This window comes from Geodermatophilus sp. SYSU D00079 (genome assembly GCF_054050635.1).
In genome coordinates this window covers 24,896-40,816 of sequence record NZ_JBJGZS010000014.1, presented here as the reverse complement: position 1 = coordinate 40,816, position 15,921 = coordinate 24,896, and the positions used below count along the sequence as shown (strand labels likewise).

Sequence of the window (15,921 nt, the reverse complement as noted above, 5' to 3'; positions counted from 1 at the left end):
CTAGGCTCGGGGCGTGCTCGCCTGGCCTGCTCCGCTCCTGCCGACCCTCCCGGGCACCGGTCCCGTGCTCAAGCTGCACGACACCGCGCGCGGGGAGGTGGTCGCCACCAACCCCGACCGCACCGCCCGCATGTACGTCTGCGGGATCACCCCGTACGACGCCACGCACCTCGGCCACGCCGCCACCTACCTGGCCTTCGACCTGGTCAACCGGGTGTGGCGGGACGCCGGGCACGCGGTCCACTACGTGCAGAACGTCACCGACATCGACGACCCCCTGCTCGAGCGCGCCGAGCGCGACGGGGAGGACTGGATCGTCCTCGCCATGCGCGAGACGGCGCTGTTCCGCGAGGACATGACCGCCCTGCGGGTGCTCCCGCCCGACGACTACGTCGGCGCGGTCGAGTCGATCCCGCGGATCGTCGCCCACATCGAGAGCCTGCTCGACGACGGGCTGGCCTACGTCCTCGACGACGGCACCGGTGACGTCTACCACGACGTGTCGCAGGCCCCCGGCTTCGGCGGGGAGTCCGGCTACGACGAGGCCACGATGCTGCGGTTTTTCGCCGAGCGCGGGGGCGACCCCGACCGGGCGGGCAAGCGCAACCGGCTGGACCCCATGCTGTGGCGCGGCCAGCGGCCCGGAGAGCCGTCCTGGGCCGGCCCCCGCGGGGTCACCGGGCGGCCGGGGTGGCACATCGAGTGCGCCACCATCGCGCTGGAGACCATCGGCATGGGCTTCGACGTCCAGGGCGGCGGCAGCGACCTGGTGTTCCCGCACCACGAGTTCTCCGCCGTCCACGCCGAGGCGCTCACCGCCACCAAGCCCTTCGCGCGGGCCTACGTGCACGCGGCGATGATCGGCCTGGACGGCGAGAAGATGAGCAAGAGCCGCGGCAACCTGGTGTTCGTCTCCAAGCTGCGCGGCGAGGGCGTGGACCCCATGGCGATCCGCCTGGCCCTGCTGTCCGGGCACTACCGCACCGACCGGTTCTGGACACCGGACCTCCTCGACGCCGCCCGCACCCGGCTGGGCACCTGGCGCCGCGCGGTCGCCCTGCCGGCCGGCGCACCGGCGGCGCCGGTGCTGCAGGGCCTGCGCGAGCGGCTGTCCGACGACCTCGACAGCCCGGGGGCGATCGCCCTCGTCGACGCCTGGGCCGCCGCCACCCTGGCCGCCGGGCCGGACGACGACCGGGAGGACGGCGCCCCGGCCGTGGTGTGCGACGCCGTCGACGCGCTGCTCGGTGTCGCGCTGGCCGACTGCTGATGGGCGGCTTCCGGCTGGTCGACCGGGCCGCCCGGGAGCGCGAGGAGCAGGCCCTCGCCCCGGCGGCGACCCGGTCGGCCGCCACCCGCGGCCGGACGGTCGCCGAGCCGGAGGACGCCCTGCGCACCGCCTTCGAGCGCGACCGGGACCGCATCCTGCACGCCAAGGCCTTCCGCCGGCTCAAGCACAAGACGCAGGTGTTCCTCAACCCCGACGGCGACCACTTCGTCACCCGGCTGACCCACACGCTGCAGGTCACCCAGGTCGCCCGCTCCCTGGCCCGGGCGCTGGCGCTCAACGAGGCCCTCGCCGAGGCGATCGCACTCGGCCACGACCTCGGCCACTCGCCGTTCGGGCACATCGGCGAGGACGCCCTGGAGCCCTACGTGCCCGGCGGCTGGCACCACGCCGCGCAGGGGGTCCGGATCGTGGAGGTGCTGGAGCGGCTCAACCTCACCTGGGAGGTCCGCGACGGCATCCGGGCGCACAGCTGGAAGATCGACCCGCCGCCGGCCACCCGGGAGGCGGAGTGCGTGCGGTACGCCGACCGGATCGGCTACCTCTCCCACGACGCGCTGGACGCCGTCCGGGCCGGGGTGCTGCGGATGGGGGACCTGCCGGCGCGGGCCCGCGCGGTGTTCGGCGACCCGGGCAGCGAGATGGTCGGCGCGATGGTCGACGCGGTCATCGCCGGCTCGCTGGCCGACGGCGGGTCGGTGGTCATGGCCCCCGAGCCGCTCGAGGCGATGCACGAGCTGCGCACGTTCATGTTCGAGCGGGTCTACGCCTCGGAGACCGCCGCGGGGCAGAAGCACCTGGCGATCGACGTCACCCGCCGGCTGGTCGACCACCACCTGGCGCACTCGGAGCTCATCCCGGCGTCCTACCGGGACACCGAGGCCGATCCGGTGACCCAGGTCGTCGACTACGTCTCGGGCATGACCGACCGGTTCGCGCTGGCCACGCACGACCGGCTCTTCGACGCCGACGCGACGTCGGCCATGCGCCCCCTGCTCCGTCAGCAGTAGCGCCGGCGCCTGCCCGCGACCGGGACGCCGCGCGCCGCCGGTACGACCGTTATCGCCAACATGGCCGCGCCACCAGACGCCGCGGCGGCCGGCGATCCCGAACCGGGGAGCGGCAGCAACGAGGTGAGCCCCCCCCACGTGCGAGATCCCGTGATCTCGCACGCCGGGAGGCCCCGGGACGTGCGAGATCACGGGATCTCGACGGGGTCGGCGTCGCTCAGGCGGGAGAGGACCCCGCCGAGGTCAGGTCGTGCCGCCGCGGCGGCGCAGGTAGCGCTCGAACTCGCGGGCGATCGAGTCGCCGTTGGCGTTGGACAGGTCGACCTCGGTGGCGCGCTCCTCCAGCGAGCGCACGTACTCGACGACCTCGGCGTCCTCGTTGGCCATCTCGTCGACGGTCTTCACCCAGTCCTCGGCCTGCTCGGGCAGCGCACCCAGCGGCACGGGGATCTCGAGCACCTCTTCCACGCGCGTGAGCAGCGCGACGGTGGCCCGCGGCGACGGCGGCTGGGAGACGTAGTGCGGAACGGCGGCCCAGAAGCTGATCGCCGGCAGCCCGGCCTGCACGCAGGCGTCCTGGAAGACGCCGAGGATGCCGGTGGGCCCCTCGTAGCGGGAGGTGTCCAGGCCGTAGCGCTCCGCGGACTCCGCGTCGTAGGCCGAGCCGGTCACCGGGGTGGGCCGGGTGTGCGGCGTGTCGGCCAGCAGGGCGCCCAGGCCGACGACGGCGCGGGCGTCGAGCTCACGGCACAGCTCGATGAGCTCCTCGCAGAACCCGCGCCAGCGCATGTTCGGCTCGATGCCGCGGATCAGGACGACGTCGCGCTCGGCACCGGGCGGGCGGGCCACGGAGATCCGGGTGGTCGGCCACTCGATGCGGCGGCTGACCCCGCCGACGAGCGACACGGTGGGCCGGTTGACCTGGAAGTCGTAGTAGTCCTCGGGGTCGAGCGCGGCGAGCGGGGTGGCGTCCCAGATGAGCTCGAGGTGCTCCAGCGCCCCGGTGGCGGCGTCCCCGGCGTCGTTCCAGCCCTCGAAGGCGACGACCACGACGGGGTCGGTCAGCCGCGGCAGGTCCTCAGGAGTGGACTTCGGGTCGATCACCCTTCGAGCCTACGTCGGTCCCGGCGCCCGGCCGGTCCGCGCGCGCCCTCCCGGGCGACGCGGGTCCCGCGACCGGGCGAGGGGGACGGCCGCGCAGCGGTCCGGGGATGGGACCATGGGGCCGCAGTTCGTGGACGACGAGGCACCGCGGCCCGTCGGAGTTGCCAGAGCCCTGGCGCCGGACGCTCTCGTGACCGTGCCCGAACCCCTCCCGAGGACAGCCCGTGCCCGAGTCCCCCGCGCTCCGTCCCGACGCCACCGCCGAGCTCACCGCGCTGCTGCAGCGGCGCATCCTCGTGCTGGACGGGGCGATGGGCACTGCGATCCAGCGCCGGCGGCCCGACGAGGCCGGGTACCGGGGGGAGCGGTTCGCCGACTGGCCGGTCGACGTCCAGGGCAACAACGACCTGCTCAGCATCACCGCGCCGGACATCGTCGCCGGGATCCACCGCGAGTACCTCGAGGCCGGCGCGGACGTGGTGGAGACGAACACGTTCAACGCGACGGCGATCTCCCTGGCCGACTACCGCATGGAGGAGCTGGCCTACGAGCTCAACGTCGCCGCCGCCCGGCTCGCCCGCCGGGAGTGCGACCGCATGACCGAGCGGACGCCGGCCAAGCCCCGCTACGTCGCCGGCGCGATCGGCCCGACCAGCCGCACCGCGTCCATCTCGCCCGACGTCAACGACCCCGGCGCCCGCAACGTCACCTTCGACGAGCTGGCCGCGGCCTACCTCACCCAGGCCAACGGGCTGGTCGACGGCGGCGCCGACGTCCTGCTGGTCGAGACGGTCTTCGACACCCTCAACGCCAAGGCGGCGGTCTTCGCGCTGGAGACGCTGTTCGAGGAGCGCGGGCGCCGCTGGCCGGTGATGGTCTCGGGCACCGTCACCGACGCCTCCGGCCGGACGCTGTCCGGTCAGGTCACCGAGGCCTTCTGGAACTCCGTGCGGCACGTGCGCCCGCTGCTGGTCGGGCTCAACTGCGCCCTGGGTGCGGCGGAGCTGCGGCCCTACGTCGCCGAGCTGGCCCGGATCGCCGACACCTTCGTCTCCTGTCACCCCAACGCCGGCCTGCCCAACGCCTTCGGGGAGTACGACGAGTCCCCGGAGGAGACCGCGGCGGTGCTCGGCGAGTTCGCCGGCAGCGGCTTGGTCAACCTGGTGGGCGGCTGCTGCGGGACGACGCCGGCGCACGTCGCCGCCGTCGCCGCGGCCGTCGCGGGCGTGGCCCCACGGACGCCGCCCCGGGTCCGCCCGGCGCTGCGGCTGTCGGGCCTGGAGCCGCTCACCGTCGACGAGGACTCCCTGTTCGTCAACGTGGGCGAGCGGACCAACATCACCGGCTCCGCCCGGTTCCGCAACCTGGTCCGGGCCGGTGACTTCCCGGCCGCCCTGGCCGTGGCCCGCCAGCAGGTGGAGGCCGGCGCGCAGGTCATCGACGTCAACATGGACGAGGGGATGATCGACGGCGTCGCGGCCATGGACCGCTTCCTCAAGCTGGTCGCCGCCGAGCCCGACATCTGCCGCGTGCCGGTGATGGTCGACTCCTCCAAGTGGGAGGTCATCGAGGCCGGCCTCAAGTGCGTGCAGGGCAAGTCGATCGTCAACTCCATCTCGCTGAAGTCCGGCGAGGAGGAGTTCGTGCGCCAGGCCCGGCTGTGCCGCAAGCACGGGGCGGCCGTCGTCGTCATGGCCTTCGACGAGCAGGGGCAGGCCGACGACCTGGAGCGCCGCAAGCAGATCTGCCGGCGGGCCTACGACATCCTGGTCGAGCAGGTCGGCTTCCCGGCCGAGGACGTCATCTTCGACCCGAACGTCTTCGCCGTCGCCACCGGCATCGAGGAGCACGCGTCCTACGGGCTGGACTTCATCGAGGCCACCCGCTGGATCAAGGCCAACCTGCCCGGGGCGCTGGTCTCCGGCGGCGTCTCCAACGTGTCCTTCTCCTTCCGCGGCAACAACCGGGTCCGGGAGGCCATCCACGCGGTCTTCCTGTTCCACGCGATCGCCGCGGGCATGGACATGGGCATCGTCAACGCCGGGGCCCTCGAGGTGTACGACGAGGTGCCCGCGCAGCTGCGGGAGCGGATCGAGGACGTCGTCCTCAACCGGCGGCCGGATGCCACCGAGCGGCTGCTGGAGATCGCGGGGGAGCACGCCGCGGACGGCCCGGCGAAGGAGGCCGCCGCCGAGGAGTGGCGGGCGCTGCCGGTCGGGGAGCGGATCACCCACGCGCTGGTGAAGGGCATCGACGCGTTCGTCGAGGCCGACACCGAGGAGCTGCGCGCCGAGATCAGCGCCCGCGGCGGCCGGCCGATCGAGGTGATCGAGGGGCCGCTCATGGCCGGCATGAACGTCGTGGGTGACCTGTTCGGCGCGGGCAAGATGTTCCTGCCGCAGGTGGTGAAGTCCGCGCGGGTGATGAAGAAGGCCGTGGCCTACCTCATCCCCTTCATCGAGGCCGAGAAGCGCCCCGGGGACGTCGAGCGCAGCAACGGCAAGGTGGTCATGGCGACGGTGAAGGGCGACGTCCACGACATCGGCAAGAACATCGTCGGCGTCGTCCTGCAGTGCAACAACTACGACGTGGTCGACCTGGGCGTCATGGTGCCGGCCCAGACGGTGCTCGACACCGCCAAGCAGGAGGGCGCCGACGTCATCGGCCTGTCGGGCCTGATCACCCCCTCGCTGGACGAGATGGTCACCCTGGCCACCGAGATGGAGCGGCAGGGCTTCGACATCCCGCTGCTGGTCGGCGGGGCGACCACCTCGCGGGCGCACACCGCGGTGAAGGTGGCGCCGGCCTACCACGGCCCGGTCATCTGGGTGAAGGACGCCTCCCGGTCGGTGCCGGTGGTCGCTGCGCTGCTGTCGGACGAGCAGCGCCCCGCGCTGCTGGCCGGGGTCGAGGAGGAGTACGCCGGGCTGCGGGAGCGGCACGCGGCCCGCCAGGACACCCGCACGCTGCTGCCGCTGGCCGCCGCGCGCGCCGCGGCGCCGGCGCTGGACTGGCGCGGCTACACCCCGCCGCGGCCGCGCATGCTGCTGCAGCAGGCCCGGGACGTGTGCGCCGCGCCGGACTGCGAGCACCGGCACGGCTCGGCCACCCAGTTCGTGCGCACCTTCCCCGACCAGTCCCTGGAGGAGCTGCGGCGCTACATCGACTGGCAGCCGTTCTTCTCCGCCTGGGAGATGCGCGGCCGGTTCCCCGACATCCTGCACAACCCGGCGACCGGCGAGGCGGCCCGACGGCTGTTCGAGGACGCCCAGGCCATGCTCGACCGGATCGTGGGGGAGCGGTGGCTGCGCGCGGCCGGCGTCGTCGGCCTGTTCCCCGCCAACCGGGTGGACGGCGAGGACATCGAGGTCTACACCGACGAGACCCGCACCGCCGTCCGGGCCACCCTCCACCAGCTGCGCCAGCAGACCGAGGGCCGTGACGGCGCGCCGCGCAAGTCCCTCGCCGACTTCGTCGCGCCCCGGGACACCGGCCTGGCCGACTACGTGGGCGCCTTCGCCGTCACCGCCGGCCTGGGGGTGGCCGACCGCGTCGCGGCGTTCAAGGCGGCCCACGACGACTACAGCGCGATCCTGCTGGAGTCGCTGGCCGACCGGCTCGCCGAGGCCTTCGCCGAGCGGCTGCACGAGCGGGTGCGCACCCAGCTGTGGGGCTACGCCCCCGACGAGCACCTGGACAACGGCGAGCTGATCGCCGAGCGCTACCGCGGCATCCGCCCGGCCCCGGGCTACCCCGCCTGCCCCGAGCACACCGAGAAGCGCACCATCTGGGCGCTGCTCGACGTCGAGGCGGCCACCGGCATCCAGCTCACCGACAGCATGGCCATGTGGCCCGGCGCCGCGGTCAGCGGGCTGTACTTCTCCCATCCGCAGTCGCGCTACTTCAACCTCGGCCGTCTCGGCCGCGACCAGGTCGAGGACTACGCGCGCCGCAAGGGCTGGACCCTCGCCGAGGCCGAGCGCTGGCTCTCACCCAACCTCGGCTACCGCACCGACGACGAGTGAGCGCGTAGCCGATCTCACGGGCGCCGGGACGGCGGCCGGGGCGGGCCGGCGCCTACCGTGGACGTGATGGAGAACCTGGGGAGCGACGCCGCGGCCGGGACGACGGCGGGGCCCGCCCCGCAGGCCGTGCTGTTCGACATGGACGGCACTCTCGTCGAGACCGAGCAGTACTGGGGCGACGCGATGTTCGCCCTCGCCCGGCAGCTGGGCGGCCGCATGTCCGACGCGGCGCGGGAACGGACCGTCGGCACCAGCATGCGGGTGGCCATGGACATCCTCTACGCCGACCTGGGTGTGGTGCGCAGCGAGGAGCAGTTCCTGGCCGACGCCCGCTGGATCGAGGACCAGGTGGCCGAGCTGCTCGGCGGGGAGATCCACTGGCGGCCCGGCGCCCGCGAGCTCATCGCGGAGCTGCGGCACGCCGCCGTCCCCACCGCGCTGGTGACCACCACCCCGCGCCGGCTGGCCGACGTCGTCCTCGCCGCCATCGGCCGCGCCTTCCCCGACGTGCCGCCCTTCGACGTCACCGTCTGCGGCGACGAGGTGCCCGCCCGCAAGCCCGACCCGGCGCCCTACCGGCAGGCCATGGCCGCGCTCGGGGTGCGGCCCGAGGGCTGCGTGGTGCTGGAGGACTCCGTCGCCGGGGTGACCGCCGGGCTGGCCGCCGGCGCCGCGGTGCTCGGCGTGCCCTCCCTGCAGCCGCTGGAGCCGGCTCCCGGCCTGGTGCTGCGCGACACCCTGGCCGGCGTGCGGCTGGCCCACCTGGCCGAGGTGCTGGCCGCCCGCGACGCGGACGGCGTCCGGGTCTAACCGGCCGGGCCCACCTCCCGGCCCCGGGACACCACCAGCCGGGGCCGCTGGAGCCCGGTGACGTCGCGGGTGACGTCCCCGTCGGCCAGCAGCAGGTCGGCGTCCAGGCCGGGGGCCAGCCGGCCGGTGCGGTCACCCAGCCCGCAGGCGCGGGCCGCCCGGCTCGTGGCCGCCGCCAGCGCCTCGGCCACCGGGACGCCGCACTCGACCACCAGGTCAGCCACCGCCATGGGCACCAGCCCGTGCCGCTTGGGCGGGGAGATCCCGGCGTCGGTTCCCGCCAGCAGGAACACCCCGGCCCGGGACAGCCGGGTCACGGTGGCCAGCTGGGCGGCCACGGTGGCCCCGGTGGCCGCCATCCGCGCCTGCACGTGCGGCGGCGGCTCGATGCCGGGCTGCCAGACGAGCGTGGGGCACACGAGGGTGCCCGCGGCGGCGAGGCCGGCGGCGAGCCCGGGCGGCGTCCGGACGCCGTCGGCGGTCAGGCAGCTGCAGTGCTCGATGCCGTCGACGCCGGCGGCGAGGGCGTGCTCGACGGCGGTCAGCGCGTGGGCGTGGGCGGTGACCGGCAGCCCGTGGCGGTGCGCCTCGTCGACCACCGCGCGCAGCTCCGCCGGGGAGAACTGGGCGGCGGTGAGGTCCGTCCCCGGGGTCATCAGCCCGCCGCTGGCCATCACCTTGACCACCCCGGCGCCCCGCTCCGCCCGCTCGCGCACGGCCCGGCGCAGCTGGTCGACCCCGCTCGCCTCCCCGCCCATGGACCAGCAGTGACCCCCAGGAGAGGTGATCGGCGGCCCGGCGGCCACGACGGTCGGCCCGTCCGCGCCGCGCCGGGAGCGCTCGAGCACCGCCCACTCGTGGGCCCCGAGGTCCCGGACGGCGGTGACCCCGGCCCGCAGGTGCTGCCGCCCGGCCTCGGCGATGACCGCGTCCAGCCGGTCGGCGGACAGCTCGGGGAGCTGCTCCAGTGCCCGCGGACCGCCGTCCCCGCACAGGTGCACGTGCGTGTCGACCAGGCCCGGCAGCAGCGTGGTGCCCGGCTCCTCGGTGACCGGGCAGCCGGCCGGTGCGGGGGTCGACGCCGGTTCGACCGCGACGATCGTGGTGCCCTCCACCAGGACCAGGGCGCCGCCGGCCAGCACCCGCTCGCCGTCGAAGGCCCGCGCCGCCCGGTATCCCCGCACGCCGGTCACTGTCGACCCCGGGGGCGGTCAGCGGAAGGCCACCGGCCCTCCTCATCCGGCGGCCCCGCCGGCGGGCGGTGAGGAGGCCGGGGCCCCTGCCTCAGTCCCCCTCGGTGACTCAGTCCCGCTCGACGACCGGCAGCGAGGTGTGCCAGCCGGCGGCGGCCGCGGCCTCGGCCGGGAACGGCGGGGGAGTGCCGCCGAAGGACGGGCACAGCGCCTGGTGGTCGCACCAGTCGCACAGGCGGGTGCGGTTGGGCCGGAAGTCGCCGGTGGCCACCGCCCGCTCGATCGCCGCCCAGATCGCCTGCAGGGTCCGCTCGAAGCGCACCAGCTCACCCTCGTCGGGTGCGTAGGTCAGCGCGTCGCCGTTGCCGAGGTAGAGCAGCTTGAGCTGGCTGGCCACCACGCCGCGGGTGCGCCACAGCACCAGGGCGTAGAACTTCATCTGGAACAGGGCCTTGCCCTCGAACGCCTCGCGCGGCACCGACCCCGTCTTGTAGTCGACCACCCGCAGCGCCCCGTTGGGCGCGACGTCCAGCCGGTCGACGAAGCCGCGCAGCAGCAGCCCGTCGGGCAGGGTGACCTCGACCAGCTGCTCGCGCCCCTCCGGCTCGATGCGCGACGGGTCCTCCAGGGAGAAGTAGGTCTCCACCAGCCGCCCGGCCGAGGCCAGCCACGCCTCCAGCGACTGGCCGGCCGGGTCGTCGTCGGCCGCGCCGCCCTCGGCGAACAGCTCCGCGACCTCCGGATCGGTGCGCAGCTCCTCCCACGCGGGGCCGACCAGCTCCTGCGCCGACTGCACCGTGCGCTGCCGGGCCGGCAGGTCGTAGAGCTTCTCCAGCACCGCGTGCACCAGCGTGCCGCGGAGCGCGGCCAGGCTCTTGCGCTCGGGCAGCCGGTCGATGGTGCGGAAGCGGTAGAGCAGGGGGCAGGTCTTGAAGTCCGCGGCCCGGCTGGGGGACAGCGACGGCCGGCGCGGCGTCGCCGCCGGGTCGGCGGGTGCGCCCAGGGGAGGGGCAGCGGCGTCGGCGGGTGCGCCCGGGGGAGAGGCAGCCGCGGCGGCGGGCTGCCCGGTCTGCACCATCGTGGTCATGTCCCGAGGCTAGGTCGGGCCGCCGACAGTTCCGAGTGCGCACGCCGAGAGCCGCGCCACGCCTCCGTAGGCTGGCCGCCCGTGGACGACCAGCAGCAGGCCCCCGAGACCGCCGACGTGCCCGTGACCGAGCCCCGGACGCCGGTGCCCGGGGCGTTCGTCGCCGGCGACCGCGTGCAGCTCACCGACCCCAAGGGCCGGTTGCACACCGTCGTCCTGGAGCCCGGGAAGCTGTTCCACACCCACCGCGGCGCCATCGCCCACGACGACCTGATCGGTGCGCCCGAGGGTTCGGTGGTGCACTCCACCGCCAACACCGGCTACCTCGCGCTGCGCCCGCTGCTGGCCGACTTCGTGCTGTCCATGCCGCGCGGCGCCCAGGTCATCTACCCCAAGGACGCCGCCCAGATCGTCGGGTCCGGCGACGTCGGCCCGGGGATGCGGGTGCTGGAGGCCGGCGCCGGCTCGGGCGCGCTGACCTGCTCGCTGCTGCGCGCGGTGGGGGAGCGGGGCACGGTCACCAGCTACGAGCGCCGCGAGGACTTCGCCGACGTCGCCCGGGCCAACGTCGGTGCCTTCTTCGGCGAGGTGCCGGCCAACTGGTCCCTGCGTCTGGGGGACCTCGCCGACCACCCCGCGGAGGAGACCGTCGACCGGGTCGTCCTGGACATGCTGGAGCCCTGGGCGGTGCTGCCCACGGTGGCCGCCGCGCTGCGGCCCGGCGGGGTGCTCGTCGGCTACGTCGCCACCGTCACCCAGCTGTCCACCTACGTGGAGGCGCTGCGGGCGCAGGGCGGCTGGACCGAGCCGTACTCCTGGGAGTCGCTGGTGCGGCCCTGGCACGCCGTGGGGCTGGCCGTGCGCCCCGAGCACCGCATGGTCGCCCACACCGCGTTCCTGGTGACCGCGCGGCGGCTGGCCGAGGGCGTGGTCGCCCCGACCCGGCAGCGGCGGGCCCAGAAGCACTGACAGGGGGCGTTCGGCCGGGGACGCACCGCAGTCGTAGCGGTGCCGTGACCGAGTGTCCCGCGAGCCCCCGGCAGGCTGTCGCCGGGCGTGTATAGATTTGCCTCCTGGCTCTCCCGATGTGTGCGGAGGTGCGCGATGGGCCTGGGTCCCGACGAGTTCCGAGCGCGACGTGAGCGTGACGTGGCGGCACTGCTCACGCAGATCTCCTACCTGGAGGAGGAGATCGGTCTCCTGCGTCGCAAGGTGGCCGAGAGCCCCCGGCAGGTGCGGGCGCTGGAGGAGCGGATCGCCGAGGCGGAGGGGCGCGCGGCGTTCCTGTCCGAGCGGAACGACAAGCTCACCACCACGCTGCGCGACGCCCGCGAGCAGCTGGTCACGCTCAAGGAGGAGGTCGACCGGCTCGGGCAGCCCCCGTCCGGCTACGGCGTCTTCCTCGGCATCCACGACGACGGCACCGTCGACGTCTTCACCGGTGGCCGCAAGCTGCGGGTGTCGCTGTCGCCGTCGGTGGACGTCGCGACGCTGCGGCCGGGCCAGGAGGTCATGCTCAACGAGGCGATGAACGTCGTCGAGGCGTGCGGCTTCGAGCGCGCCGGCGACGTCGTCATGCTCAAGGAGCTGCTGGAGCCGATCGACGGGGTCACGCCGCGGGCCCTGGTGATCGGGCACACCGACGAGGAGCGCGTGGTCTACCTCGCCGACTCCCTCGCCGACCAGCCGCTGCGCAGCGGCGACTCGCTGCTGCTGGAGTCCCGCTCGGGCTACGTCTACGAGCGGATCCCCAAGAGCGAGGTCGAGGAGCTCATCCTCGAGGAGGTCCCCGACATCGACTACGCCGACATCGGGGGCCTGTCCCGGCAGATCGAGCAGATCCGGGACGCCGTCGAGCTGCCGTTCCTGCACGCCGACCTGTTCCGCGAGTTCGAGCTGCGCCCGCCCAAGGGCATCCTGCTCTACGGCCCGCCCGGCTGCGGCAAGACGCTGATCGCCAAGGCGGTGGCCAACTCGCTGGCCAAGAAGGTCGCCGAGGTCCAGGGCGAGGGCTCGCGTGCGGCGAAGTCCTACTTCCTGAACATCAAGGGCCCGGAGCTGCTCAACAAGTACGTCGGCGAGACCGAGCGGCACATCCGGCTGGTGTTCCAGCGGGCCCGGGAGAAGGCCAGCGAGGGCACGCCGGTCATCGTCTTCTTCGACGAGATGGACTCGATCTTCCGCACCCGCGGGTCGGGGGTCTCCTCCGACGTGGAGTCCACGATCGTGCCCCAGCTGCTCAGCGAGATCGACGGCGTCGAGGGCCTGGAGAACGTCATCGTCATCGGCGCCTCCAACCGGGAGGACATGATCGACCCGGCGATCCTGCGGCCGGGCCGGCTGGACGTGAAGATCAAGATCGAGCGGCCGGACGCGGAGGCCGCCCGCGACATCTTCAGCAAGTACCTGACCACCTCGCTGCCGCTGCACCCCGACGACCTGGCCGAGCACGGGGGCAGCCGGGAGGCGACGATCGCGGCGATGATCCAGCGCACCGTCGAGCGGATGTACACCGAGAGCGAGGAGAACCGCTTCCTCGAGGTGACCTACGCCAACGGGGACAAGGAGGTCCTGTACTTCCGGGACTTCAACTCCGGGGCGATGCTGCAGAACATCGTCGACCGCGCCAAGAAGATGGCCATCAAGGAGCGGCTGGAGACCGGCACCGGTGGCCTGCGCGTCGGCCACCTCATGCAGGCCTGCGTCGACGAGTTCAAGGAGAACGAGGACCTCCCGAACACCACCAACCCCGACGACTGGGCGCGGATCTCGGGCAAGAAGGGCGAGCGGATCGTCTACATCCGCACGCTCATCAGCGGCAAGGGCACCGAGTCCGGCCGCGCCATCGACACCGCGACCAACACCGGCCAGTACCTCTGAGCCGACCCCGCCGCCGGGTGGCTCCGGCAGCGCACCACGGCCCGGTCCCCGCTGTCCGCGGGGGCCGGGCCGTCGGCGTGCGCGGGGCCCGGCGGCACCCCCGCGCGGCCCGGGTCCGGGCGTGCGGGCGGTGCCGGACGGTGCCCGCGCCGCGGCCTAGGGTTGGGACATGAGCGTGCGGCGGGTCATGGGCACCGAGGTCGAGTACGGCATCTCGGTGCCCGGGCAGCCGACGGCCAACCCCACCACCCTGTCCAGCCAGGTGGTCAACGCCTGGGCGGTGGCCGAGGCCCCGACCCCGCGCCGGCCGCGGTGGGACTTCGAGGAGGAGTCCCCGCTGCGCGACGCCCGGGGGTTCGACCTGTCCCCGGCCCAGGCCCTGGACCACAACGACCTGGACGAGGACTCGGGGATGGCCAACGTCATCCTCACCAACGGGGCGCGGCTCTACGTGGACCACGCGCACCCGGAGTACTCGACGCCGGAGGTCACCAACCCGCGCGACGTCGTCCTCTGGGACAAGGCCGGCGAGCAGGTGATGGCCGAGGCCGCCCGCCGGGCCGCGCGGGTGCCGGGCACGGTGCCCATCCAGCTGTACAAGAACAACACCGACGGCAAGGGCGCCTCCTACGGGTCGCACGAGAACTACCTCATGGACCGGCGCACGCCGTTCCTGGAGATCATCCGCGGCCTGATCCCGTTCTTCGTCACCCGGCAGGTCGTCGCCGGCTCCGGGCGGGTGGGCATCGGCACGGAGAGCCGCACCCGCGGCTTCCAGCTCTCCCAGCGGGCCGACTTCTTCGAGGTCGAGGTGGGCCTGGAGACCACCCTCAAGCGCCCGATCATCAACACCCGCGACGAGCCGCACGCCGACGCCGACAAGTACCGCCGGCTGCACGTGATCATCGGCGACGCGAACCTCGCCGAGCTGTCCACCTACCTCAAGGTCGGGACGACGTCGCTGGTGCTGGCCATGATCGAGGCCCGCACCCTCACCCAGGACCTCAGCATCGAGGAGCCGGTGGAGGCGCTGCAGGCGGTCAGCCACGACCCGTCGCTGTCGCACAAGGTCCGGTTGCGCGACGGGCGGCGGATGACCGCGCTGGAGGTCCAGGAGGCCTACCTGGAGATGGCGCAGCGGCACGTCGACCGCACCGGGGACGGCGACGAGCAGACCGCCGACGTGCTGCGCCGGTGGGCCGAGGTGCTCACCGACCTCCGCATCGACCCGATGCGCTGCGCCGACCGGCTGGACTGGCCGGCCAAGCTGCGGCTGCTGGAGGGCTACCGGTCCCGCGACGGCCTGGCCTGGGGCGACTCCCGGCTGCGCCTGGTGGACCTGCAGTACTCCGACGTCCGGCCGGACAAGGGGCTCTACCACCGGCTGGTGGCCCGCGGCTCGATCCAGCGGCTGCTCACCGACGAGGAGGTGGCCCGCGCGGTGGTGCACCCGCCGACCGACACCCGCGCCTTCTTCCGCGGCGAGTGCCTGCGGCGCTACCCCGCGCAGGTGGCCGCGGCCTCCTGGGACTCGGTGGTGTTCGACCTGGGCCGGGAGAACCTGGTCCGCATCCCCACCATGGAGCCGCTGCGCGGCACCCGCGAGCACGTGGGCCGGCTGTTCGAGTCCACCTCCTCGGCGCAGGAGCTGGTCGACACCATCACCGGCGGCTGAGCCCGGGGGAGTCCCCAGGCGCGGGCGTGGTCCCCAGACCGCTCGCCGACACCCGTTCGTCACTCCCCGCGGGTAGCTTTCGTCCCAGGCACCAGCCACGACACCACCTGGAGGCAGCCATGGCCACGAGGGACACCGGCGGGCAGCAGAAGGCCACCCGCACCCGCGAGGAGACCGACGAGGTCGAGGCCTCGGTCGACACCGAGGTCGCCGAGCGCCACAAGGAGATGACCGAGGACGTCGACTCCATCCTGGACGAGATCGACGAGGTGCTCGAGGAGAACGCCGAGGAGTTCGTCCGGTCCTACGTGCAGAAGGGCGGCCAGTAGAGCCGTCCTGGCGGTCCGTCCGGAGCGGTCCCCGAGGAGTCCTGCGAGGACGGCGGTGAGCTGAGGCCGGCCGAGGAGTCCACACGCGACCGGACGCGGCCGGACGGTCCCAGCTCCTCCTGCAGGACGCACGCACGGCGGCGCAGGGCGGGATGCGCGCCCCCCGTCGCGCGGCCCCGGCCCTCCACGTCGACCACGAGACCGGCGCGGTCCGCGTGCTGCTGTGCTCCCACGGCACCGGGAGCCTCGGCCGGTTCCGGGACGACCCGTACCTGCTGCACGTGGCAGCCTGGCACGTGGAGTCCCACCGCCGGCGTCAGGCGTTCGACCGGCTCCAGGAGGAGTCCGCGGGCACCGCTCCGGGCACGGCCAGCCGCCCGGGGAGCCCGCCGGTAGGGTCGCAGCGACGTCCGGGCAGCACGCGCAGCACCGGGCGGACCAGCGGGTCACGCCGGCAGGACACGGCGGGAGAGGCGGATACGTGAGGGAGCTCGCGAGCTCACCCATGGACACAGCAACG

General features: G+C 74.0%; 12 protein-coding genes. 9 read left to right on the top strand and 3 right to left on the bottom strand.

From position 1 onward, the window contains the following. The first annotated feature begins 13 nt into the window (after positions 1-13). Positions 14-1,270: a cysteine--1-D-myo-inosityl 2-amino-2-deoxy-alpha-D-glucopyranoside ligase gene (gene mshC / locus ACI79E_RS13125; protein ID WP_456932988.1), complete on the top strand. Its 1,257-nt coding sequence runs from the start codon at positions 14-16 to the stop codon at positions 1,268-1,270. Beyond that, positions 1,270-2,298 carry an HD domain-containing protein gene (locus tag ACI79E_RS13120; protein WP_456932987.1) on the top strand — a complete coding sequence of 343 codons (1,029 nt, stop codon included), beginning with the start codon at positions 1,270-1,272 and terminating at the stop codon, positions 2,296-2,298. Before mshC ends, ACI79E_RS13120 begins: the two co-directional genes overlap by 1 nt. Before the next feature lie 243 nt (positions 2,299-2,541). On the opposite strand, the gene ACI79E_RS13115 is transcribed toward ACI79E_RS13120, so the two are convergent. Further along, positions 2,542-3,402, bottom strand: coding sequence for a PAC2 family protein (locus ACI79E_RS13115; RefSeq protein ID WP_456932986.1), 861 nt, complete (start codon positions 3,400-3,402; stop codon positions 2,542-2,544). 224 nt (positions 3,403-3,626) lie between these two features. Here ACI79E_RS13115 and metH point away from each other — a divergent pair, with 224 nt between their 5' ends. Both metH and ACI79E_RS13105 read left to right on the top strand, forming a co-directional pair. Beyond that, on the top strand, positions 3,627-7,427 hold the full coding sequence (gene metH / locus ACI79E_RS13110; protein ID WP_456932985.1) for a methionine synthase: 3,801 nt from the start codon (positions 3,627-3,629) through the stop codon (positions 7,425-7,427). A 66-nt stretch (positions 7,428-7,493) separates the two neighbouring features. Further along, on the top strand, positions 7,494-8,237 hold the full coding sequence (locus ACI79E_RS13105; RefSeq protein WP_456932984.1) for an HAD family hydrolase: 744 nt from the start codon (positions 7,494-7,496) through the stop codon (positions 8,235-8,237). On the opposite strand, the gene ACI79E_RS13100 is transcribed toward ACI79E_RS13105, so the two are convergent. Beyond that, positions 8,234-9,421, bottom strand: a complete 1,188-nt coding sequence (locus ACI79E_RS13100; RefSeq protein WP_456932983.1) for an amidohydrolase family protein — start codon at positions 9,419-9,421, stop codon at positions 8,234-8,236. The two genes, ACI79E_RS13105 and ACI79E_RS13100, sit on opposite strands and share 4 nt — an antisense overlap. A gap of 118 nt (positions 9,422-9,539) precedes the next feature. After that, positions 9,540-10,517: a RecB family exonuclease gene (locus tag ACI79E_RS13095; RefSeq protein WP_456932982.1), complete on the bottom strand. Its 978-nt coding sequence runs from the start codon at positions 10,515-10,517 to the stop codon at positions 9,540-9,542. 81 nt (positions 10,518-10,598) lie between these two features. Between ACI79E_RS13095 and ACI79E_RS13090 the strand changes: the two genes are divergently transcribed. From ACI79E_RS13090 to ACI79E_RS13070, 5 genes are all read left to right on the top strand, one after another. After that, positions 10,599-11,486 (top strand): tRNA (adenine-N1)-methyltransferase, encoded by an 888-nt coding sequence (locus ACI79E_RS13090; protein WP_456932981.1) that lies wholly within the window; start codon positions 10,599-10,601, stop codon positions 11,484-11,486. 180 nt (positions 11,487-11,666) lie between these two features. Then, positions 11,667-13,397 (top strand): proteasome ATPase, encoded by a 1,731-nt coding sequence (gene arc, locus ACI79E_RS13085; protein ID WP_456932980.1) that lies wholly within the window; start codon positions 11,667-11,669, stop codon positions 13,395-13,397. Positions 13,398-13,566: 169 nt separating this feature from the next. Next, positions 13,567-15,072 carry a depupylase/deamidase Dop gene (dop, locus tag ACI79E_RS13080; protein WP_456932979.1) on the top strand — a complete coding sequence of 502 codons (1,506 nt, stop codon included), beginning with the start codon at positions 13,567-13,569 and terminating at the stop codon, positions 15,070-15,072. A 119-nt stretch (positions 15,073-15,191) separates the two neighbouring features. Then, positions 15,192-15,401, top strand: a complete 210-nt coding sequence (locus ACI79E_RS13075) for a ubiquitin-like protein Pup (RefSeq protein ID WP_456852816.1) — start codon at positions 15,192-15,194, stop codon at positions 15,399-15,401. Positions 15,402-15,553: 152 nt separating this feature from the next. Beyond that, the gene (locus tag ACI79E_RS13070; protein ID WP_456932978.1) at positions 15,554-15,886 is read left to right on the top strand and encodes an endonuclease domain-containing protein; all 333 of its coding nucleotides are present in this window, start codon (positions 15,554-15,556) and stop codon (positions 15,884-15,886) included. The last annotated feature ends 35 nt before the right edge of the window (positions 15,887-15,921 follow it).